Source organism: Mesorhizobium sp. M1322 (assembly GCF_040318085.1).
Lineage (GTDB): Bacteria > Pseudomonadota > Alphaproteobacteria > Rhizobiales > Rhizobiaceae > Mesorhizobium.
The window spans coordinates 1-21335 of sequence record NZ_JAMYLP010000014.1; the positions used below are offsets into that span (position 1 = coordinate 1).

Sequence of the window (21335 nt, forward strand, 5' to 3'; positions counted from 1 at the left end):
GCCCAGATCAAGCAGCAGATCGAGGAGACCACCTCGGACTACGACAAGGAGAAGCTGCAGGAACGTCTCGCCAAGCTGGCGGGCGGCGTTGCCGTGATCCGCGTCGGCGGTGCGACCGAAGTGGAAGTCAAGGAAAAGAAGGACCGCGTCGATGACGCCCTCAACGCGACCCGTGCGGCCGTCGAAGAAGGCATCGTTCCCGGCGGCGGCGTCGCATTGCTGCGCGCTTCGCTGAGCATCAAGGCTGTCGGCGCCAACTCCGACCAGACCGCAGGCATCAGCATCGTGCGTCGCGCGCTGCAGGCTCCGGCCCGCCAGATCGCGGCCAACGCCGGTGCGGAAGCATCTATCGTCGCCGGCAAGATCCTCGAGAACAAGGGCGCGACCTTCGGCTACAACGCCCAGACCGGCGAATATGGCGACATGATCGCCATGGGTATCGTCGATCCGGTCAAGGTTGTGCGTACGGCTCTGCAGGACGCGGCCTCGGTCGCCGGCCTGCTGGTCACCACCGAAGCCATGATCGCGGAGGCTCCGAAGAAGGAGTCGGCTGGCGGCGGCATGCCTGGCGGCATGGGCGGCGGCGGCATGGGCGGCATGGGCGGTATGGATTTCTAATCCAGCCCCCTATCAACCTACAGCGGAAAGGGCGGCAGCAATGCCGCCCTTTTTTGTGTGCCGAGCATGATCGACAGCTTGGAGGTGCAAGTCCTCTACCCAGCTGATGGCGGCGAAGCGCAACGGCGTCGTCGTGAGACGGGTCTGGCCGTGTCCTTTCGTTCAGCCGCTGGTCGAAACTCACGATGATCGTGCTGCCTTCCGCCGTGCCGTAGATCTTTACAGGGCTGCGAGAAGGCCTTGCCAACGGCTGGCAGACCCTGGTTGCGGTAGAACTCATCGCATCGTTCGAAGGGCTCCAATTACCTGATGGCCTATGGTCGTCAGCTCTTTCAATTTGAACTCGTTCTTTCGGCCATGATCGTGGTCGGCCTGACCGAATTGGTGATCCACGGCCTGCTCACGCTTGCCGAAAACTATCTGCAACGCTGGCGTCCGGAGACCCCACGATCAGCCTGATCACGATTGCAGGTCGGGATAGGCTGTCGCACGGCGCTTCCATCGCACCGCCGGCCTTCCGCTTCATCGGCCGACATCTGCGGCCGCTTGCGGTGTCGATGGCGCTGCTCGCGATTTGGGAGTTGCTCGCCCATGCCGGCGCTGCTGACCCACGTTTTCTACCGCGGCTGGGAGAGGTGGCGGCCCGCGGCATGGCAGAGTTCAGCGAGGTGGCCTCGGCTCCAATCTTCTGGCGAGCCTGGAACGTGACCTGATCGGTTTCGTGTGTGGCAGTGTGGCGGAATCGCGCTTGGTCCGGCGATCGGATTTTCCCGCCTTATCGAACGCCTGAGAGGCTCGTGGTCGCGGTTGTGTTACCGCTATTACGTGACCTAATCACGTTGACGATGCCAGCACCTTCATTGGCCACTTTCTGGACCATGTACGTCACATCAGGCTCCCCCGCCCGATCGACACGAGCCGGCTCTGTAACCACGCCGCCGTCATATAGCGGTTCCACGACGGCACTGGCGGCAGTCGTCTTCTCAGCGGCTACTGGTGGACGTTTCAGCAGCCAACGAATCCGATGGTGGCAAGGACAGGCAGACCAAGCACCGCGTAGAAGCCGTACTCCGCTGGAGTTCGCCTCGGAAGTGGAGCGACAAGGGCCTGATTTGTCTTGCCATGCCGACATTGTCAGCACGCTTTTCGAAGCCTCTGAATTCCTTAGTGTCCATCCCAGCTCGACCTCCGACCATCCCCATTTCCGGCTGCCCGCGGCACGGCAGCCCTTGGCCTCTAGCTGCGCTCGAGCGGATCAGCGTGCCGTCCGCCTCCTCTGGCTGATCAAAATGTCTGCACCCATTTGGCAATGGCCGCTTCGCGCAAAAGTTTTCCCCCGTGAGCCGACTTTCCGAATTGGCTTAACTTCCAAATCTGTGGCTTTGCCTGCATTGCGGAGCGCGGAGTTCCGACCACTCGCCCAAGGGTATGCCATGGCGTTTCGTCTCTTTGTTCCGATCCTTGCCGGTGCAACGCTGCGCGAGCGGCTGCTCGCCTGCATCGGGGCCATGATCGGCATCGCATTGACTGGCGTGATCAGTGCGCTGGCGAACGGGTCTGGCCCACATGTCGCACTGCTGGTTGCTCCAATGGGAGCATCGGCCGTGCTGCTCTTTGCCGTGCCTTCAAGCCCGCTGGCGCAACCTTGGTCGATTATCGGTGGCAATACGATTTCGGCGCTGGTCGGGGTGATCGTGGCGCATTTCGTGCATGAACCCGTCCTTGCTACCGGCATTGCGGTGGCGCTGGCGATCGCCGCCATGTCGTTCACGCGCTGCCTGCATCCGCCGGGTGGCGCCGCCGCCTTAACTGCGGTGTTCGGCGGACCGGCCGTCTTCAGCTCGGGCTTGCTGTTTCCCTTCGTTCCGGTAGCGCTGAACTCGATCGTGCTGGTCGCACTCGGCTACGGCATCCATAAACTGTCGCGGCGCAACTATCCGCATGTGGCGGCTCCCGCCCTTAAAAGCGCGCATGGAACCATCGATCCGCCGGCGCGGGAGCGGGTCGGCTTCCAGCCCGAGGATATCGATGCGGCGCTCGGCGCGCTGGAGGAAACCTTCGATATCGACCGCAACGATCTTGAGCGGCTGCTACGGCAGGTCGAGTTGCAGGCGATGGTGCGCTCCCACCGGACCCTGCTGTGCGAGGACATCATGTCGCGCGATGTGATTTCGGTCGATGAACATGCGCCTGCCGACCAGGCGCGGCATTTGCTGCTCGATCACAACATCCGGACGCTGCCGGTGACCGACGCCGAGGGCGGGCTGGTCGGTGTAGTTGGCCTGCGCGAGCTGACGAAGGCGACCGACACGGTGAGGGCTGTGATGTCGAAGGCTAGCACCGCCTCTCCCGATACGCCGGCGATGAGTCTGCTGCCGGTGCTCACCGACGGCCGCAGCCATGCCGTGGTCATCGTCGATACCGAGCGACGCATTATTGGGCTGATCACCCAGACCGACCTGCTGGCAGCGGCAGCGCGCGTGCACATGGCCGACACAACGCTGGCAGCGGCATAAAATAGTGATCCGGACTTGCTCAATCCGGGAACCCGATGGGGCGCCAATAGGATAGCGGTATTAAGTGCGGCCTTCCGCCTAAGACAATTCCTTTTTACGAGTAGATCAACCCTGAAACGCGACCGCGTGCTCAGGCATCTGGTTCACGTGGGCCAAGTACGACTGCAACAACGGAACACTCTTCAACCTTGCCGGTGGCCAGAGCCAGTCCGCTATGTCGACCAAAGGCGTGCGGACTACAAGGGCAACCATCTGGTGGACGGCTCCTCTGCAACGATGGTAGCGCGGTTCGCGTGTCCAAGGCTGGGTTGAAGCTCTACGTCGCGGGTTGAGTGATCGTTGACAAGGGTCGCGGCTCAGACGCCGAGGACGCGGTTCGCAATTCCATGCAGGTGGTCCTTTCCTTTGGTTCCTGCATTTCGCCTATGGTGAGACGCCGCCGACTCCCGTCATGCATCACGCCGACGACCGCCGCTTCCTCGCCGCGCCAAGGGTTTGACTAGGCCGACGATAGACCATGCGATAAGCAATTCCGAAACGATGTGACTTCCTTGCGCGAAGTCGGCTCTGTCGAACAGCGATGTCAACATGATCCTGAGTTCCGAGGGTTCGCCGCGCATCAATCCTATAACCTTGATGACGTTCCTGACTAGGAGGATGAGGCTGCTCCAACACGTCCACGGTGTTAGGAATTGCCATTGCACGAGTTGATCTCGGACTTCTTCGTCGCGCGTCGCCAATTTCCAGCCCAATACCGCGCCTACGCTTGGTACCCCAACCACGCGGCCTATCGCCCTCATGCCCACTTCGAGGACCCTCCATGATCGGGCCTGTTCGGATAGGTGTGGGAGGCCGAGGCATCAGAGGGAACGGCCAGACGCTACCATGAGGATGCGCCATCTGCCGAAGAGCCGTACCGTTACCTTCGTCACTGTGCGGAACGCGGGGCGACCGTCGCGTCAGCCATCCGGCTTTGGGTGTCATTTCTCCCCTGGCGGAGTCCACCGCCCCGACAAAAGCCTGACCTTTGCCAGTCTTCTACGGGCAAGCGTTCGCGCCAAAAGTTCAAAGCCGTGTCCATAACATTCAACAATGAAAGCCAGCCTCATCAGATCGAGCAGAAAGTCGTCGATGGCATGTGTGAGCGCGTCAGACTTTTGTTCAAGCTGAAGCAGCAAGGCGCGCGCCTCTTCGATCGCGGCCCGGCAACCGTCTGCGTTTATCAGGAATCAATACTGTCTAAGATCTGCAAGCCCTCACCTCGCCCCAAGCCAGACTCAGCGCATCGAACGCCGTTGGAGAGAGTTTCCGACGAAAGAACATCGTCGCGTTTCGCGAAAAGGCATCGCTCGGCAAAGTGCCCGTTGATGAAGCATGCTGCGTCAACGACAAGCAAGAATCCGGGCTCCACCCCGTGATGTCTTCGAAGGCGGGGTGAGCCGGCTCGGGCATGCGTCTCGGCCGCAACCCTTAATCACGAGGACCTGTGCCGCAAGGCAAACAGTTTCTCTCTATTCTTCTAGCCGCCACGGTTCAGCCTAGATTACATGGGAAACGGCAATAACGCAAAGCAAAGGTTGGCAAAATGAGTAGGGTGGCTGGATTAAACGAAGATTTGGCTGCACCAACGACCTTTGCGCCACTTTTGCAGCCCACCTTTCGTTCGATCTGGCTCGCCACGCAAGTCTCGAGCCTCGGCTGGTTGATGCAGACTGTTGCCATCAGTTGGCTGATGGCTACCATCTCGACTTCCGATCTGATGGTTGCGCTGGTGCAGGCTTCATCGAACCTGCCCGCTTTCATTTTGTCCGTGTTCGCCGGGGTTCTCGCTGACAATTTCAGCCGTCGCAGGGTTATGTTCGCGGGCCGCTGCCTTATGGTGATAGCATCTGCGATGCTGACCGCTGTTGTAGCGCTGGGCTTTCTCGACCCATGGATGATTCTCGGCTTCAGCTTTTTAATCGCATGCGGCGGCGCTCTCAACGATCCCGCCTGGCAGGCGTCGGTTGGCGATATGGTGGACCGGCGCGATGTTCCCGCTGCCGTTACCCTGCTTTCCGTTGGCTTCAACACCGTACGGACCGTGGGCCCGGCGCTCGGCGGCATCGTGGTTGCCTCCTTCGGGCTTTTGGCCGCTTTTACCGTGACCACCCTCACCTATTTGGTACCCTTGGCCACCATATGGCGCTGCAAGTGGAAGGTTCGCTCGTCCCCTCTTCCACGCGAGTCGATGAGGACGGCGATCTACGACGGACTGCGCTTCACGGCGATGTCATCGGAAATCAAAGCGGCGATCGCACGCGGAACCCTCTTTGGCTTGGCGAGCATCGCCATACTCGCGCTGCTGCCGGTGGTTGTCCGCGACCAGCTGGGAGGAGGTCCGCTCGCCTATGGCGCGCTCATGGCTGGCTTCGGGACCGGTGCCGTCTTCGCCGGCCTCTCCAACAGCCTGTTCAGACGGAGCTTGTCGCAAGAAAGGCTGATGAGGCTCTCCTGCCTCGCCTGCGCGGCGTGCTCCCTCTCCCTGGCTCTGACCTCTTCGATCGCTGTGGCGGCAATTGCACTCGCCCTGGGCGGCGCCGGTTGGGTCACCGCCTGGTCGGGGGTTGGCGTGAGCGTGCAGCTGGCGAGCCCGCGCTGGGTCGTGGGTCGCACAATCTCGATCTACTACGCATTGATAGACGGCGGCATCGCGGTCGGCAGCTGGGTATGGGGCACGGTTTCCCAGAACCATTCGCTGACCTGGGCGCTCGAGGGTTCCGCGGTAGCCCTTCTGATCGTCGCTGCAGCCGGCGTTCTGTTTCCTCTTCGCGAGCGCCGTGAGTCCGAGCCCGATCCTTTGGAGGAATTCGACGCCCCAGCTGTCGCTCTCAGTTTGAAGCCGAGAAGCGGCCCGATCGTGGTCAAGATCGAATATCTGATAGCCGAGAGAAGTGTCGAGGCCTTCCTCGACCTCATGCGGCAGCGGCGTCATGTACACAGCCGCGTCGGTGCTCGGAACTGGACGCTCCAGCGCAACCTTCAGAAGCCTATGCAGTGGACAGAAACGTTCCGCACGCCGACCTGGACCGACTACCTTCGGCTCAATCATCGTCTCACGGAAGTAGACAAGGAACTGGACGAGCGTGTCTTCCAGTTACACGCGGGAGAAGAAGCGCCTCAAATGACGCTTTCGATTGAGCGGCCGACAAGCTCGGCCCGGAAACCCGACCAGTCAATCCTTCACCTTCCCCGTCATTGAAGCCTGACCTTCCCATATCTGGGCATCAGCGATCGTTAAAGATCCGGGTGATGGATGAGAATCTCGGCGGCATCCGTGTCGTGCGTGCCTTCGCCGCGCAGCCGCACGAGCTGGAAAAGTTCGACCGCGCCAAGCAGGACGCGCCTTGATCTCGCCAATGAGCGCGTCGACATCCGTGTCGGCAACACCAGCGCCATGAATTTCTCGTTCCTGACCGCCATGGGCCTGGTGCTCTGGTTCGGTGGCCAGAAAGTGATCGCAGGTCAAATCAGCGTCGGCACGCTGGCCCTGTTGCTCACCTTCATGACCATTCTGCAGATGCCGGTGCGCCAGCTCGGATTGATGGTCAACTCGTTCGCGCGCGCCTCGACCTGCGGCACGCGGCTGTTCGAGTTGCTCGACGCCGAACTTGACATCGAGGACGCGGCGGGCGCCAGGGATCTCGTCGTCACCGACGGCGTGCTGCGCTTCGACAATGTCGGTTTCTGCTACGCGGGCGCGGGCGGCCGCCCGACGCTCTCCGGCATCTCCTTCGAGGCGAGCAATGCCTCGCCGTCTAGGCAAGGCGAATGCTCCGGACTTCCCAGCCTTTCTTGCCTTGCCCGCATTCGACAAACACCTTCTGTCCCGCTACCAGCACGCTGAGCCCTGAGCGCGTCAGGGCGCTGGCATGAACGAAGACGTCCTTCTCACCGTTGTCAGGAGCAATGAAGCCGAAGCCCTTTTCGGGTTTGTACCACTTGACCGTGCCCCCGCTCTCCATCTGCGCACCGGTTTCAACGAAGGTCCCTCCAGCGACGCGCGTATGTGACGGAGTTTTCGCGCGGTGATCGCCGATCTCCAGCACCTGCGCGACTTGATGACCTTTTGGACTTTTTTCGACCGTGATCTTGAGAGGCGTTCCCGCGGCAACATCCCGGCTTCCGGCCGCCTCTAACACTCGCACGTGCAGATAGGCCTCCGTGCCGTCCGACAGTTTGACGAAGCCAAAACCCTTGCTGACTGTGAACCACAATACCTCCGCATCGACAGGATCTGCCGTCACGGTCGGCGGGCGCTGAAAATAGCTTGGCTCGGAAGTCCGTTCCGAAAAGGAAACGGGGTCATCGTCATAGCGATGCCGGCGTGGCTCGCGATGGTCTCGCTATTTGCCCATGATCATCTCGACTGGCATGGATGGCGCACTGCGCTACCGTCAAGATAATCTCAATCGGGCGACGCGTTTATGTCAAAAAGGCCGTGAAGACCGCAGCTGTGCCCGGCCTATCGGCCGAACCCTTTGAAACTAGATTCATTTCCCCTGAAACAATAGTGCCGGCGAGTCGATTTACTGACTCGCATAGGTTGTGTTGGAGCGAGAGTGCGATGATGCTGGCGCGGGCGCACTGGAAGGGCTTTATCAGGCATTGCGGAAAGCCTGCTCCGGGTTTCTTCAAAAGGAACCGAACGGCGGGTCGACGACCATTTGCGCCGGCTCCAGGCCACGGGGCAGGCCTGACCGTGCATGATCATCATCTCCAGCGTCACGCCCAGCGTCGACGCCAAGCCGTCGAGAACCATGCCGCGCTGTCGCCGACGAGAACAACGTCGCAATGTCGATCGACGAGCTTTGAATCGGCGCACTCAATGGGCCTCCTTCCCCAAGCACGGATGTCGCGTTGGCACTTTTTGTGCAGCTGCGAAGAGCTAAAATCGCCACGACGGGTGGTGTTGACGCGCCGACAATTATCAGACAAAAACGGAATTCAATCGGTTCAGCCGCCTACGCGGCAGGGCTCTGCTCAACGACGTCGGGGACCATGGACGATCGCGCAAAAGGGATTAGGAAAGGCGGAGCTGGAGGCAAGGCCAACGACGTCAATGCGGACTTGATCGCCGTTGTGGTCGCCATGGACAGCAGCGCCCCCTGCGTTCTGACCATCCCGCAGGCAAACGCCCTGCCCTCCGGCCCGTTCGAGCTTGCTCACCGTTCGCTGCAGTCGGGCCTCAGGGGATGGGTGGAACAACAGACCGGCCAGCCGCTCGGCTATATCGAACAGCTCTACACCTTCGCCGATCGCGACAGGGTTGGCGCTGACGACCGCGTGGTCTCTATCAGCTATCTGGCGCTCACCCACCAAGACGAAGCTGGCGACCCGGCCGGGCGACACTGGGGAAGCTGGTACGACTATTTCCCGTGGGAGGATCACCGCTCCGGCACACCGGCGGTCGTGTTGGACGAATTGCGGCCGCGCCTGATGGAATGGGCGGATGGCACTGACGACGGTACGACACGCCTCGACCGACGACGGCGGGCGGCGATCGCCTTCGGCTTTGACGACCGCCATTGGAACGAGGAACTCGCGCTTCAACGTTATGAGCTGCTCTACGAAGCCGCCCTGGTGGAGGAAGCAATACGCGCCGGACATTCCGCTGCGCCCACCTCGGTGTCGGGCAGATCGATGATCGCCGATCATCGTCGCATCCTGGCGACCGGCATTGCGCGGCTGCGCTCCAAGATCAAATACCGGCCGGTCGTATTCGAACTGATGCCGCCGGTCTTCACGCTTTTGCAGCTGCAGCGCACCGTAGAGGCGCTTGCCGGCAGGCTCGTGCGTAAGCCGAACTTTCGCCGGCTGATCGAGCAGCAGGAGCTGGTCGAGGAGACCGGTGAGACAACCGCGCAAACCGGCGGCCGGCCGGCGCAACTTTATCGCTTCCGTCACGCCGTTCTCGACGAGAGGGTGATAGCCGGAACAAAATTGCCGCTCTCGCGGGCTTGACCCGCCTTGCGCCAGCAGCCCTGACGATGTCGCGGACGGCTTGGCCCTTGTGAGAACCGGGATTGTCGAGAATGACGATGTCGCCCGGCTTCAGTGTTTTGTTGAGTTCGGTTTCGACATAGACGCGAAAGGCCTGCGTATTGATGGGTCCGTCAATGACCCAAGGCGCCTCCACCCGATCATGCCGCAGCGCGGTGATGAAGGTCATCGTCTTCCAATGGCCATATGGTGCGTGGGCCATCAGCCGCTTGCCGCGCACACCCCAGCCGCGCAACGGCGCCATGTTGGTCTTGACCCATGTTTCATCCAGGGAGACCAGGCGCGTAGGGTCAATGCGGGTCTGATAGCGCATCCATTGCGCACGCCCGCGCATCAGCTTTGGCTTGAGCTGCTCGGCCGGCAGAACGGTTTTTTTGAAGCTCTTGCCCTCGCGGTGCAGGAAGCGACCGACGCTCGCAGGAGACCACGTTCAGCCAGTGCCGCCGTCAATTGATGAAGCGTCATGTTGGCATCTCGCTCAACCTCGCCCAGGACGAAAGCACGGTGCTCCCCGTCGATCAGATAGGGCCGATGACCACCCATCTTGCCGGGTGCCGCACTGCCACGGCGACGCTTGCGGCCTCGGGCGTTTCCTGGGCGAAGGCGGTGGCGATGAAAGCCGAGACGACGCCACAGACTGGGCTGGCGGATAGTAGTTCGCGAGTCAGCCACGGTAGCGGTCGCTACGAAGCGCGCAGCACTTTGTCATCGGTACATTCCGTCCCATGCCTGAAATGAGCAGTGCAGCCATGTCGCCTCCTCCGCAGTCACCGTGGCGAAAGCAATCCTTCCGCTGCCACACGGACCTAATGTCGCCTGGCACTAGCTTGCTTCAGCAAACCACTTAGCGCAATTCTCAGGAGCTACCGTGCCCGCATCGCAGGCGAGGTCCGGGGAGGCTTGCTCACTCAGTTTGCCATTCTGGAAAGTCGCGTTCTTGCCAACGCGCATATTCGAGATATTCTCTCGCAATCGCCTCTACAAGATCTTGTTGGAGCTCTTTGCGAAGGCACGGCATTTCGCTGATTGCCAAGCTGTGCTCTCTCGCAAAATGAATGGCGCAACGATATCCGTCAACGTCTTCCAAAATGGGACGGACTGCATCTTCCTTCCACTGATCCGCAAGTTCCTGCAGCAATGAAGGTTGTCCTTCTCTTGTGACAAACATGTCTGTGACCCGACGCTTGGCTCTCTCCAGAAAGGCGTCCGAGTTGCCGAGCCGCAACCGCCTTACATGCCACCGAAAAGCGCCATCCCAATGCTGACTTCGCGCCATTAAATTGAGAAGGGAGATCGAACCGCCTTCGAGGATGAGCCCCGGCTGGGAACTACGCTCATCCACTTGCATTATCAGCTTACGATGGGCGGTCTCGGCGTCGATGATGCCCGCGGTTAGCGGGCGCGAATCCAAGTAGATCCGCTGGGTAGATTGCAGTTCGGAATCCGAGGGACGCCCGCTGCCGGTGGCGATTTGAGGACAGCATTGTACACGATCCAGCGCAATGACCGGCCATCCGGTCTCTCGTGCAATTTGGATTGCCGCGTCTGTTTTGCCGCTGCAGGTCGGCCCGTAAATCAAATAGATTAGCATGTGTATGCCGCTTAGTTTATCGGAACTAACCGCCCCCCAAGCACAAGATCCTCGGTAGGCTTTCACCGGACTTGTCGCAAACATTTTGACAAGCGGCGATTATGCCCTGAAACGACGCCATTTTCGAACTTTGTGAAGTCCGAAAGGGCGCAAGCAGCCCGTTCTGATCGTTCAGTCCAGTCACCAACGCCTCTGTTTGACGTTTGACGACGGTCCACTTTGCACATCTCATGCCGACTGTGACGCAACGCGGCACCGCAGGATGGTGACCTCGTTGTCTCCGGCAAAAGATCCTTGCGCGTCTTGGGTTAATCGAGGCGGCGGCGCACGGGCGCCTTATTGTCTCGGAACATGGCCAGGAAGGCGGCTGATCAACAAAAGTGGAAGACGGTGTCCCGACGACCTCACCGATTTGTGAGGCGACCGAGGATCTGCCCGACATCGTCGATCTCGTCTTCGAGGTGGGCCGTGTGCCGGCCGCGCCGCCAAAGCCTCCTCCCCTGCCGGTCCGGCTGGAAGCCTCGTCGAAACGGCACAGGAGTACACCAAAGCCGCCAGCGCGCAAACACACAGACCGCCGGCGCCAAGGATTTGGCGCTTTTTGCGTGGCGTCCGCTCCGATCTTCCGGAAGGGGAGCTGGCTGCTGTTTTTTGGGCACTCGCTGCGCATCGCCGAACTGGACATCGAGCGGCTACGCGATGAACCGCATGGTCTGCCATTGTGAGGCTCTTGCTCGACACTAATGGCCTCTCCGAGGTGACGAGGCCGAGCCCTGACGCGCGCGTGCTGGAATGGATGGACGGGCTCGATGAAGACCGCTCATTTATCAGCGTTGTGTCGATCGCCGAGATGCGGCGCGGCGCTGCCCTCATGGACAAAGGTCGGAAACGTGACGCACTGGCCGGATGGCTCGCCCGGGACCTGCCGCAGCGCTTCGAGCCGAGAGTCCTGCCCGTGGACGAACTGGTTGCCCTGGCCTGGGGCGACCTGACGGGCCTCGCGAAGCGGCGTGGCCGCGGTCTGTCATCGATGGACGGGCTGATTGCAGCCACCGCGATTTCCTGACCCATCACATGGCGGGGATATTCATGCGCTGACGGCGAAACACCCAGATGCCCCGCACCTACCACGATCAATATGGAAACGCCTCGGTGGCAGCCACGAGGTCGATGTCATTGAAGATGAGATGAAATAGGCGGATCAGCTCTGCTTTTCGCATCGGCCAAGGGCGTCGAGTTTAGCTTCTGGTTGGATGCTTGCCCTCACCTGTGGCTATGCTTACGGCCATCCCGATCGAGAAAAGCATCGAACGCGGCAGCGACAGCGCGAATTACAAAGCGATGCTCCCGCCGTACGCGGACAAAACCGTTTTCGAAGTCCACTATCCCGTCCTCGGCCAGCATCGCCAAGCGTTCAGCTGAATCGAGAAGACGGATCGGATCAGATCCGTGGGAGGCACAGATTGCCTGCACATCGGCCTCGAGATCGCACATTAGTCGCTCGATAATTGCGGCTCGCACGCGGTCGTCGTCGGTGAGGCGATAGCCCTTTGACGTCGCCAGACGGCCAGCTGCGATGTGCTGGATGTAGGAATCCCGTGTAACTTCGTTTTGGACGTACCCCTCGCCGACGCGGCCGATAGCCGACGCGCCGAAACCGATCAGGGTTCTGCAGGTGGTGGCCGAGTAGCCCAGCGAGTTACGCCGCAGGCGACCCGTTTTCTGTGCCAGCGCGAGCTCGTCGTCCGGCAAGGCGAAATGGTCGAGTCCGATCTCGCGGTAGCCGGCGGCAATCAGCGTCGCGGCCACGGCCGCATACTGTTCGGCGCGGGCAGCGCTGCCCGGAAGAACTGCCTCCTCGATGAGGCGCTGATTCTTTATAAGCGACGGGATGTGCGCATAGCCGAACACCGCAAGCCGGTCGGGGCGCATTGCGACCGCCGCCCTCGCGGTCTCGACGCAGGACTGCACCGTTTGATGCGGGAGACCGAAGATGAGGTCGAAGTTGATGCGGCTTACTCCATGCCGGCGCAGCATTTCCACGGCAGCCGACGTCTGCGCCTCACTCTGAACCCGGTTGATTGCTTTTTGAACAATGGGATCGAAGCTCTGCACGCCGAGACTCACACGGTTCACGCCGGCTGCTCCTAAGGCCTCGGCCATCTCGGCCGTGAACGTGCGCGGATCAATCTCGACGGCAACCGTAGCTGTTTTCGTGAGAGCGAAGCGGCGTCGCAGGAACTCCATCAGAGCCAGGAACTCGGCTGGTCCTATGAGAGACGGCGTTCCGCCGCCGAAATGCATGTCGCTCACGGGCAGCGTCTGCGGCGCTCGCTCCGAGACCAAACGGATCTCGTCACGCAGGGCCGCCAGATAGTTGAGGATCGGCGCATCATGGCGGGTGATGGTGGTGGGGAAGCCACAATACCAGCAAGCTGATCGGCAGAACGGAACGTGGAAATAGAGCGACACCGGATCGTCAGCCGGCAGGTTCCTGAGCCATTCCTCATAAGCCTCGGCGCCGACCGCCCCAGAGAACTCTGACACAGTCGGATAGATAGTGTACCAAGGCAGGCCGGCCTCGCGATATTTTGTGGTCTGCAACAGTTACCGTCCCATGCTGATAACCGCCAACCTTACCGCTGCGCTCGCCTGTGTCTTTGCGCTATGTCAGTCCGTTCCGCTTTGGGCTCGAAACTTGTATTTCTCAGCAATAGCGGCCGTTCAGTCTTGGCTGGACGGTCAGCGACTGGCCATGGCTGTTCCCGCCGCGACCCTCACGCGCACCGTTTGGTTCCACCATCCCTTCCCTTCAGCCTGCGCCTGGTCGAGTAGATTCTGCTGAGCGCGGCTGCCGCATCCAACGAGATAACACGGCGTTGGGACCAGACTTTGCTCGCCAGCTAGCGCAGCCCCATAGTGATCTCTGGCATCTCGATGAGCTCGTTGTGTGAATTGCTGGCAAGAAGCATTAGCTGTGGCGCGCCGTCTATCAGGACGAGAGGCTGCTCGACGCGACCGTCAGGTCGGCCGCAATGCCAAGGCCGGCGCGCCTACTGACTCCGTGGTGGAGGCAAGGCTGCGCGTCAGCGCGTGATTACCGATCATCGCGCTCGCCAAAATGACGGCGTCGTACCGAGCGGTGCCGCCGCATGATGTCTCAACGTCGGGGCTCACAGCAAACAAAGCTGTCGCCATTGAACGAAACTGTCGCGAAGCGAACAGACGAACCGTAGCCGAAACGTTTGCCGTTCGTGCTTGGGTTGATCCGCAAGGCAAAAAGGAAGGAAGAGCGAACCAAGGTCCGCCGGCACACTTGAGCTTCAAGCCGCAGCTGCGTCGTCAGGATGGCACGTCATTTGCAGTAGAAGCCTTTGTGACGGCCCGCCCACAACTAGCGGAGATGACGGGGATGATTTGTACAGAAATGTTGGATGGCGTCGTTTCGGCGATTATTATATTTGTAATAACAATGGCATATTTGTAACAATAACACCCAATAATATTCTCAATTTCTGATGAATATCCGGCGTGACGAGCGCATCAAAACTGCTCAAATTCAACTCAATGCGCATCGTTATCGACTGTTTCCTTAGCAAGAGTTCATCACTGACGTCCATTCCTTTTACTCTTTGAACGGAGATCAACAATGAACATTAGGAGCCTCCTCCTCGGCTCAACTGCGGCACTGATTGCCGTTTCCGACGCTCGCGCCGTGACCGCCGTTGCCGAGCCTGACCCGACTGAGTACGTTAAAGTCTGCGACGTCTACGGGTCGGGCTACGTCTACATTTCAGGCACTGAGACCTGCGTGCGCATCGGCGGCTATGTCCGTTACGACGTCGGCTTGGGCCATGTCGGATTGGTTGATCACGCAAGAACCTCGGATGTGAGGACTGGTGAGCATCAGGGCACATGGCAAAACAACACGCGCTTCACATTGAAAACTTGGACCGGCCAGGAGACCGAACTCGGCACGTTGAAGACCTACACCGAAACCCGCATGAACTTCGGCAACCGCCACACTTCGGTTTCGGACAGTTCTCGGTCCTATGCCTTCAACGGAGACAGCACCTTGACTCTCGCCTGGATTCAGCTTGGTGGCCTCCGAGTTGGTAAGGACTGGTCGGCCTTCGACATGTTTATTGGCGGCGCGGGTGACGTACTCAACCAGACGCCGGTTCCGTACGGCGCTTTCGATACCAATGTGGTTCAGTACTACTTCGACGCCGGGAACGGCTTTTCGGCCGTGGTTTCGCTCGAGGAAGGCTCGGGCGTGGTCGGCACAATCGACAGCTACGCACCGCACGTAGTCGGCGGCTTGAAATACACACATGGCTGGGGCGCGATCACCGGCGTTGCCGCTTATGATAGCAACTACGAATCGGTGGCCGCCAAGGTCCGTGTCGACATCAATGTCACCAACGAACTGTTGCTGTTCGGAATGCTCGGCTACGGTTCCAACGGCAAGCTCAACGACGACTCCACGAACGCCATCGACGCTCATGGTCGCGGCTTCTATAAGAGTTGGGGCGGGAACTGGGCTTTCTGGGCTGGCGCCACTTACAAGCTCAACGAGACAACTTCGTTCAACCTTCAGCTCTCCGGTGATCAGCTCAAGAACCATGGTGTCGCTGCAAACGTCGCCTATGCGTTTCTTCCAGATTTCACAGTTACGGCGGAACTCGACTATGGCCGATACGGTAACTTCGCCGTCGGCAAGGTGGACGGCGCTTCCAACATGAATTGGACCAACGCCAACAAGAAGAGCAGTGTCGGCGGAATCCTGCGTTTCGAACGCTCATTCTAACGGATGAAAGGGCGCTGAGGCAGGCATCGCATGTACTTGTCGTCGGCGGATCGGACTCCAGTGGGGGTGCCGGAATCGCGCGCGATATCGAGACGCTCTCCTCCATGGGCGTGCGCAGCTGCCTTGCCGTCACTGCGGTGACGGTGCAAACACACGACAGCGTCACGGACATCCTTCATCTGCAACCCGGTCTGGTGGCCGATCAGATGCGTGCGGCGATCTCACGGGCGTCGCGGCGTAGTGAGCGCGGGCGCGGCCGTGATGATCGTGGCGGGAGGGAGAGGTAAGGAGCGAGAATTCGCGTCTACGGGTACCCACGATGCACAACGGGCGAGTTTTTCAAAGAGGCGCGTCCTCCTTCGAAGCGCTTCGGAGGGCCAGGCTCTAGGCTCGCCCCGAGCCCTTGCGTAGCCTGCGGGGGAGCTGGGTCTCGGCCCATCCGGGTAACGATCCTTCGCGCGGCTATGGAAACGATCGCATTTGCCGATTATCGCATAAAAAACTTGTTATCGCACGACTAAAAAAACTTGCAACTCCACAGCATCATTGACTTGTCACCTATCAGCACTATATACTTGTAATCGCACAGCTCTAAAAACTTGCAAAGGCACGGCCATGGCCAAGCCCCATGAAAAACTCTCTGTATCACTGGCCGTCCTCAAAGAGCTGCAGGAGGGTGGGCGGCGCATATTCAAATCAGATGAGCTGACCCGCGTCCACCGGGAGCGGCTGCTGCAGAACGGGTTCCTGCGCGATGTTATCAAAGGCTGGCTCATGGCGACCGGCCCGCAGGCACGGCAGCAAGACACCACCCCTTGGTACGCGAGCTTCTGGGAGTTCTGCTCCCTTTACTGCAATGACCGGTTCGGCAAGGACTGGTTCCTCTCACCGGAGCAGTCGCTGCTTCTGCACGCGGAAGCGCCCACTATTCCGCCTCAGGTGGTGGTGAACACCCCCAAAGGCACGAATAACAAAATCGACCTGCTGTTCGGCACTTCGCTCTATGACCTCAAGGTCAAGGAGATGCCGGCCGAACTGACAGAGAAAAACGGCCAGCGCGTGTTCACTGTCGAGGCCGCCCTTACCCGGGTGCCGGAAGCGTTCTTCCAGCGCGCCCCTATCGAGATGCAGATCGCCATGGCGTCGGTGCGCGACGTATCAACCGTTCTGGCCCTGCTGCTTGATGGCGGCCATTCCGCCGTGGCGGGACGGCTTGCGGGGGCCTTCCGTCGCGTAGGACGCGACTCCTTTGCCGATGAAATCGTGGCCGCCTTCAAAGCCGCCGGCTATGACGTGCGCGAATCCGATCCGTTCGCGGGACAAATTGGAGTGACAACTATTGCGGCGGGCGTACCGCCGTTGGTCGCCCGCCTGCGCGCGATCTGGCAATCGCAGCGCGAAGCCATCATCGAGATATTCCCGAAGGCACCCGGACTGCCGTCCGACAAAGACGCCTATATGAAGTTCGTCGAGGATATCTACGAAAGCGACGCCTACCATTCGCTGTCGATAGAAGGGTACAGCGTCACCCCGGAACTCATCGACCGGGTGCGCGAGGGGAGCTGGAATCCGGAGATTGATGAAGAGGACCGCAAGAACCGGGATGCGCTTGCCGCGCGTGGCTACTACCTCGCATTCCAGAAGGTCAAAGACTCTGTTGCCGCGATCATCAACGGCAAGCCAGCCGGCGCGTTGACGCGGGACACTCACCGGGAGTGGTACCGGGAGCTGTTCGCGCCGTCAGTGACCGCCGGCATCCTCAAAGCCAGCGCGCTTGCGGGATATCGCAATCACCCTGTGTACCTGCGCGGCTCGCAGCACGTGCCGCCGCGTACCGAAGCGGTGGCCGACGGTATGAATGAGCTGTTCGACCTGCTGGAGGCGGAGAAGGAGGCCTCCGTGCGTGCCGTGCTGGGGCATTGGCTTATGGGCTATGTGCACCCCTATCCGGACGGCAACGGACGGATGGCGCGGTTCCTCATGAACGCGATGCTGGCTTCAGGCGGTTACCCCTGGACACTCGTCAGAGTCGATGACCGGAAGGCCTACCTCGCAGGGCTGGAGGAGGCGAGCGGCAATATGAATGTGAAATCATTCGCCGCCTTTCTCGCCGAACGGGTGAAGTGGTCTATGGAGAAGGCGGCGTGAGGTCGGTGGTGTGCTATGTTTAACTTGCTTGTCTCGGGCCACGGCGAGTGGTGGGAAACGCCGCCGTTCACGTCAACCATTGACCGGTTCAAGGAATATAGCGGCGCCGAGGCCGAGGCTATCGACCTCGCGCGCCCTGAAACATTGCGCCGGCTGGAGGAAATCCCGGCGCTGTTGATGTACGAAGTCGGGGCGGGAGGCCCGCACGCGCGCGTGGTCCGGCACGGCCGCATACGCAATATCGTTCGGCGCGGACACGAACTGGCCTTCACCTTCGAGCCCGATCCGGAACATGCCTTTCTCGACCGGTCAGCGGTGTTGAGAATTGCGGACCGGCTGGGCATTCAACAGTTCGAACAGCACCGTACGCACTGGGCTATCAAGGATGGTGACATTCCGGCCGAGCTGATTGCCACCGGCACTGCTGAACGGGGCGCAGCGCACCGTTGCCGTGGTTGCGGCAGAATATGTAGAAGCGCGCCGCGAGGGACGAAGGAGAGAAGCTGCCGAACTGGCCGAAGAACTGGAGGATTTTCCTCCCTCGCTGGAGAAAGCACTGTCGCTCGTGCCGGCGCGTATCCTTCAGCAGCCGACACCCGAATTATACCCGATCCTTGGGATAGAGCCCCGCACGCCCGAAGGCCGCAACGCCGTCGTGGCCGTCGTCGCAAGGGATCACAATGGGCAGGACTTGCCTGCCGACTGGTCTTATTCGCTGGCGTGGTTCCTGGACCTTTACGGCAGCGCCACGGAAGCGGGGCGCCTTGACGGCGCGCTGGCCGAATGCGCAACGCATATGATCGCGCTCGGCACTGGCGAGGGAGAAGCCGCCGCCCCGGTTGAAGATATCGGCTACGCACTCTGGCGCTGTTCGCGAAGCCCGAAACTATCGGCGATCTGCGCCGGGAAATTGCGGTCCTGACTGATCGCCTCGTGCGCCGCCAGGAGGGTGGGGGCTACTGGAATGAAACTAGAGAAGGGGTTCCCCGGCCCGGCCTGCGCGCCACGGCCCTTGCGACAGTCGCCCTTCAGCGGCTTGGCGATGACCGCTACCACGACGCAATTCGGAAAGCCGTGTCATGGCTGATCACACAAGTTATTCCTGACACAGGCGCGCTTCCGCGCGACGCGGGCGACGACGATCCCGAGGTCATCGCCACGACACTCGCGACGGAGGCTATTCGCCGGTCTGATTTTGTCGATGACGTGCCCCACGTGCTGGCGGCTGGAGATGCCTGGCTGGTCTCCGGTCAGACCGTGCTGGGAGGCTGGCAGGCAGAGCCGTGGGCAGAGGATTTTGTCGCGGCCTTGGTGCTTGAATATCTCGCGCGCCAAAACGAGATGCTGCCGCAGGTCGATGGCTTTCTCCTGATGGCGCGCGACTTCTTCCGCAAGGCAGAAGAGCTGCAGCTGGAAGGCGGCGCCAATAATCGGCGGCTTGCTGCCATAGCGACCGTGCATGCTGTGGAAATGTTCCTCTATGGGCTGTTTGAGCGGCGGGAAGATTTGGCGCTGTCAGCCTTCCGCGAAAACGACACTGAGACGCTCGGCCCCCGGGAAGCGCTCGGCGCTCTGCAGGCTGCGTTGCAACGGATCGGGGTGCTGCACGCGCCGCAACGGCTGTCCCACCGCGACAATCTGAGTGCGTTGGTCGGGCGGCGTGACGGGATCATCCATCGCGCTCACGAAATTAGCGAAGCGGAACTCAGAGACGGGATGAGGCATGCCCGGCGCTTTATCGAAAAGTATGCCCGGTCGCTGCTCGACTTGTACCTGTTGCAGTGAATGTACGTGATTGAGGGGGATGATGAAAAGAAGCGATATTCCAAAGGACGTTATGGCGGCTATTCCGCAAGGCCGCGGAAGAATATGGGGGCAGCGATGCCCCGGCGAAATGGCCCCGGATGTGCTGATGACCGGACGTTACCAGTTCGGCAGCAACGAGCGCCGATGGCGACGACATTCTCGGCGATGCAGACGAATATCTGATGCGCCATTTCGCGACTGAGAGCGGAAAGAGCAAAGGCCAGTTCTACACCCCCGCCGAAGTCAGCCGCATCATGGCGCAGATCATCGGCATTCGGTCCGCCAAGACCAGCGGCGACACCACCGTCTACGACCCGACCTGCGGATCGGGATCGCTGCTGCTGAACGTGGCCGACGAGGCCGGGACCAATGTCACGCTCTACGGGCAGGAGAAGGATTCGGCCACCAGCGGTCTCGCGCGCATGAACATGATCCTGCACAACGCACCCACCGCGATGATCATGCAGGGCCACACGCTCACCGATCCCAAATTCCGCGACGGCGATGCGCTCAAGACCTTTGATTACGTCGTCGCCAATCCGCCCTTCAGCGACAAGCGCTGGAGCACCGGGCTTGACCCGCTTCATGATGAGCTGATCGCTTTAAGTCGTTTCGGCGTACCGCCCGCCAAGCAGGGCGATTACGCCTACCTGCTACACATCGTCCGGTCGCTGAAGAGCGCCGGTAAGGGCGCCTGCATTCTGCCGCACGGCGTTCTCTTCCGCGGCAACGCCGAAGCCGAACTCCGGCGCAACCTTGTGCGCAAGGGATACATCATCCACACCTACAAATTCAGCGAGGCGGTGGAGGACGAAGTCGTTCTCGACCTCGTTTATGAAGCACGCGATATCGACCAGCGCCTGGGTTCAGAGGACAAAATTGATCAGTGGTTCGATGCCAAAACCGAGGCCCTGAATGACTGGTAAAGGGATGAGCTAAAAAAGAAATGGGGCACGATGCAACGTGCTCAGCTCGCGATCCCGCATGGATCGTGTCGTCAGCGACATCGTTTTCGATTTCAGCGTGAAGCCCCGCCTGTCAAGCGAACGCGGCAACGCAATTCTCGTGGCCTCCAGCATCTACGAAGCCTGCAAGTACTTCGAGCTTTTTCAAAAAAACCCCGTTCCGCAATAAGTGCGCCCCTGATCACATCGTACAATCCGAATGCGCAGGACATCACAAAGGAAGAGACGGGCGCCAACACCGATACCGACCGGCAGGTCATTTACAACACCTACACCGAGTTGCTGAAGGGCGTTGAGGCCAAGGGCGGTTTGTCCAAAACCGAGGTGTACGAGGAAGCGGCCAAGGCTCTTTTCACCAAGGAGCCGGCGAACATGAAGCTGCTGGTTGTCGTCGACAAGCTGCTCACAGGTTTCGATGCGCCACCCTGCACCTATGTCTACATAGACAAGTCTATACAGGACCACGGCCTGTTCCAAGCGATTTGCCGGACCAATCGGCTTGACGGCGAGGACAAGGATTTCGGCTATATCGTCGCCTACAAGGGCCTGTTCAAGAAGGTTGAGAATGCGATCGCGGTCTATACGTCGGAACTTGATCATTCCGACGACGGGCCGGCTCCGGATGTGCTGCTCAAGGACCGTCTGAAAAAAGGAAAAGAACGTCTCGATCAAGCCCTGGAACGCATTTTCCTGCTTTGCGAGCGTGTGGAGCCGCCGAAAGGAGAACTGGAATACATCCACTTCTTCTGCGGCAACACCTAAATCGCGTCAGACCTTAAAGAGCGCGAACCTCAGCGCGCGGCCCTGTACAAGGCAACCGCAGGGCTGCTGCGGGCGTA

Annotated in this window: 16 protein-coding genes and 5 pseudogenes; 15 read left to right on the forward strand and 6 right to left on the reverse strand. The window is 60.3% G+C overall.

Annotated features, from left to right (window positions below):
- From NKH12_RS07920 to NKH12_RS07940, 5 genes and pseudogenes are all read left to right on the forward strand, one after another.
- Positions 1-618 (forward strand): TCP-1/cpn60 chaperonin family protein (locus tag NKH12_RS07920; RefSeq protein WP_352952606.1); only part of this gene is annotated, 618 nt, incomplete at its 5' end.
- Between the two features lie 309 nt (positions 619-927).
- On the forward strand, positions 928-1077 hold the full coding sequence (locus tag NKH12_RS07925) for a hypothetical protein (protein ID WP_352711326.1): 150 nt from the start codon (positions 928-930) through the stop codon (positions 1075-1077).
- A gap of 974 nt (positions 1078-2051) precedes the next feature.
- Positions 2052-3134, forward strand: a complete 1083-nt coding sequence (locus NKH12_RS07930) for an HPP family protein (protein ID WP_352952607.1) — start codon at positions 2052-2054, stop codon at positions 3132-3134.
- A 1585-nt stretch (positions 3135-4719) separates the two neighbouring features.
- Positions 4720-6375 carry an MFS transporter gene (locus tag NKH12_RS07935; protein ID WP_352952608.1) on the forward strand — a complete coding sequence of 552 codons (1656 nt, stop codon included), beginning with the start codon at positions 4720-4722 and terminating at the stop codon, positions 6373-6375.
- A 32-nt stretch (positions 6376-6407) separates the two neighbouring features.
- Positions 6408-6957, forward strand: a pseudogene (locus tag NKH12_RS07940) (ABC transporter transmembrane domain-containing protein); the annotation flags it as partial.
- Here the strand turns inward: NKH12_RS07940 and NKH12_RS07945 are convergent.
- Both NKH12_RS07945 and NKH12_RS07950 read right to left on the reverse strand, forming a co-directional pair.
- Positions 6932-7390 carry a cold-shock protein gene (locus tag NKH12_RS07945; protein ID WP_352952609.1) on the reverse strand — a complete coding sequence of 153 codons (459 nt, stop codon included), beginning with the start codon at positions 7388-7390 and terminating at the stop codon, positions 6932-6934. The pseudogene NKH12_RS07940 and the gene NKH12_RS07945 overlap by 26 nt on opposite strands.
- A gap of 420 nt (positions 7391-7810) precedes the next feature.
- Positions 7811-8027: pseudogene (locus NKH12_RS07950) on the reverse strand (3-methyl-2-oxobutanoate hydroxymethyltransferase); the annotation flags it as partial.
- Between the two features lie 147 nt (positions 8028-8174).
- On the opposite strand from NKH12_RS07950, the gene NKH12_RS07955 reads away from it, so the two are divergent.
- Positions 8175-9137, forward strand: a complete 963-nt coding sequence (locus tag NKH12_RS07955) for an NUDIX hydrolase (protein WP_352952610.1) — start codon at positions 8175-8177, stop codon at positions 9135-9137.
- 73 nt (positions 9138-9210) lie between these two features.
- Here NKH12_RS07955 and NKH12_RS07960 read toward each other — a convergent pair.
- Positions 9211-9510: pseudogene (locus tag NKH12_RS07960) on the reverse strand (transposase); the annotation flags it as partial.
- Between the two features lie 570 nt (positions 9511-10080).
- Positions 10081-10767, reverse strand: a complete 687-nt coding sequence (locus NKH12_RS07965; protein WP_352874850.1) for an isopentenyl transferase family protein — start codon at positions 10765-10767, stop codon at positions 10081-10083.
- 380 nt (positions 10768-11147) lie between these two features.
- Here NKH12_RS07965 and NKH12_RS07970 point away from each other — a divergent pair, with 380 nt between their 5' ends.
- The gene (locus NKH12_RS07970) at positions 11148-11492 is read left to right on the forward strand and encodes a hypothetical protein (RefSeq protein WP_352952611.1); all 345 of its coding nucleotides are present in this window, start codon (positions 11148-11150) and stop codon (positions 11490-11492) included.
- Positions 11489-11830: pseudogene (locus tag NKH12_RS07975) on the forward strand (PIN domain-containing protein); the annotation flags it as partial. The gene NKH12_RS07970 and the pseudogene NKH12_RS07975, both read left to right, overlap by 4 nt.
- A gap of 200 nt (positions 11831-12030) precedes the next feature.
- Here NKH12_RS07975 and hemN read toward each other — a convergent pair.
- Positions 12031-13371 carry an oxygen-independent coproporphyrinogen III oxidase gene (hemN, locus tag NKH12_RS07980; RefSeq protein ID WP_352874854.1) on the reverse strand — a complete coding sequence of 447 codons (1341 nt, stop codon included), beginning with the start codon at positions 13369-13371 and terminating at the stop codon, positions 12031-12033.
- Positions 13372-14416: 1045 nt separating this feature from the next.
- Between hemN and NKH12_RS07985 the strand changes: the two genes are divergently transcribed.
- From NKH12_RS07985 to NKH12_RS07995, 3 genes and pseudogenes are all read left to right on the forward strand, one after another.
- Positions 14417-15577 (forward strand): porin, encoded by a 1161-nt coding sequence (locus NKH12_RS07985; RefSeq protein ID WP_352902370.1) that lies wholly within the window; start codon positions 14417-14419, stop codon positions 15575-15577.
- Between the two features lie 14 nt (positions 15578-15591).
- Positions 15592-15801: pseudogene (locus tag NKH12_RS07990) on the forward strand (bifunctional hydroxymethylpyrimidine kinase/phosphomethylpyrimidine kinase); the annotation flags it as partial.
- A 391-nt stretch (positions 15802-16192) separates the two neighbouring features.
- Entirely contained in the window at positions 16193-17725 is a 1533-nt protein-coding gene (locus NKH12_RS07995) for a Fic family protein (RefSeq protein WP_352952612.1), read from the forward strand.
- A 72-nt stretch (positions 17726-17797) separates the two neighbouring features.
- Here the strand turns inward: NKH12_RS07995 and NKH12_RS08000 are convergent, their stop codons facing one another.
- Positions 17798-18019 carry a hypothetical protein gene (locus tag NKH12_RS08000; protein WP_352952613.1) on the reverse strand — a complete coding sequence of 74 codons (222 nt, stop codon included), beginning with the start codon at positions 18017-18019 and terminating at the stop codon, positions 17798-17800.
- Between the two features lie 115 nt (positions 18020-18134).
- On the opposite strand from NKH12_RS08000, the gene NKH12_RS08005 reads away from it, so the two are divergent.
- From NKH12_RS08005 to NKH12_RS08020, 4 genes are all read left to right on the forward strand, one after another.
- Positions 18135-18647 carry a hypothetical protein gene (locus NKH12_RS08005; protein ID WP_352952614.1) on the forward strand — a complete coding sequence of 171 codons (513 nt, stop codon included), beginning with the start codon at positions 18135-18137 and terminating at the stop codon, positions 18645-18647.
- Between the two features lie 152 nt (positions 18648-18799).
- Positions 18800-19510 carry a hypothetical protein gene (locus NKH12_RS08010; RefSeq protein WP_352952615.1) on the forward strand — a complete coding sequence of 237 codons (711 nt, stop codon included), beginning with the start codon at positions 18800-18802 and terminating at the stop codon, positions 19508-19510.
- Positions 19511-19686: 176 nt separating this feature from the next.
- Positions 19687-20457 (forward strand): N-6 DNA methylase, encoded by a 771-nt coding sequence (locus NKH12_RS08015; protein WP_352952652.1) that lies wholly within the window; start codon positions 19687-19689, stop codon positions 20455-20457.
- Between the two features lie 30 nt (positions 20458-20487).
- Positions 20488-21258: a type I restriction enzyme subunit R domain-containing protein gene (locus NKH12_RS08020; protein WP_352952616.1), complete on the forward strand. Its 771-nt coding sequence runs from the start codon at positions 20488-20490 to the stop codon at positions 21256-21258.
- Positions 21259-21335 lie beyond the last annotated feature (77 nt).

Coding starts and splice junctions, on each gene's coding strand:
- NKH12_RS07995 (WP_352952612.1), top strand. CDS start 16,193: ATGGCCAAGCCCCATGAAAAACTCTCTGTATCACTGGCCGTCCTCAAA.
- NKH12_RS07965 (WP_352874850.1), bottom strand. CDS start 10,767: ATGCTAATCTATTTGATTTACGGGCCGACCTGCAGCGGCAAAACAGAC.
- NKH12_RS08000 (WP_352952613.1), bottom strand. CDS start 18,019: ATGTTCCGGATCGGGCTCGAAGGTGAAGGCCAGTTCGTGTCCGCGCCG.
- NKH12_RS08020 (WP_352952616.1), top strand. CDS start 20,488: ATGCAACGTGCTCAGCTCGCGATCCCGCATGGATCGTGTCGTCAGCGA.
- NKH12_RS07925 (WP_352711326.1), top strand. CDS start 928: ATGGCCTATGGTCGTCAGCTCTTTCAATTTGAACTCGTTCTTTCGGCC.
- NKH12_RS07935 (WP_352952608.1), top strand. CDS start 4,720: ATGAGTAGGGTGGCTGGATTAAACGAAGATTTGGCTGCACCAACGACC.
- NKH12_RS07985 (WP_352902370.1), top strand. CDS start 14,417: ATGAACATTAGGAGCCTCCTCCTCGGCTCAACTGCGGCACTGATTGCC.
- NKH12_RS07955 (WP_352952610.1), top strand. CDS start 8,175: ATGGACGATCGCGCAAAAGGGATTAGGAAAGGCGGAGCTGGAGGCAAG.
- NKH12_RS07930 (WP_352952607.1), top strand. CDS start 2,052: ATGGCGTTTCGTCTCTTTGTTCCGATCCTTGCCGGTGCAACGCTGCGC.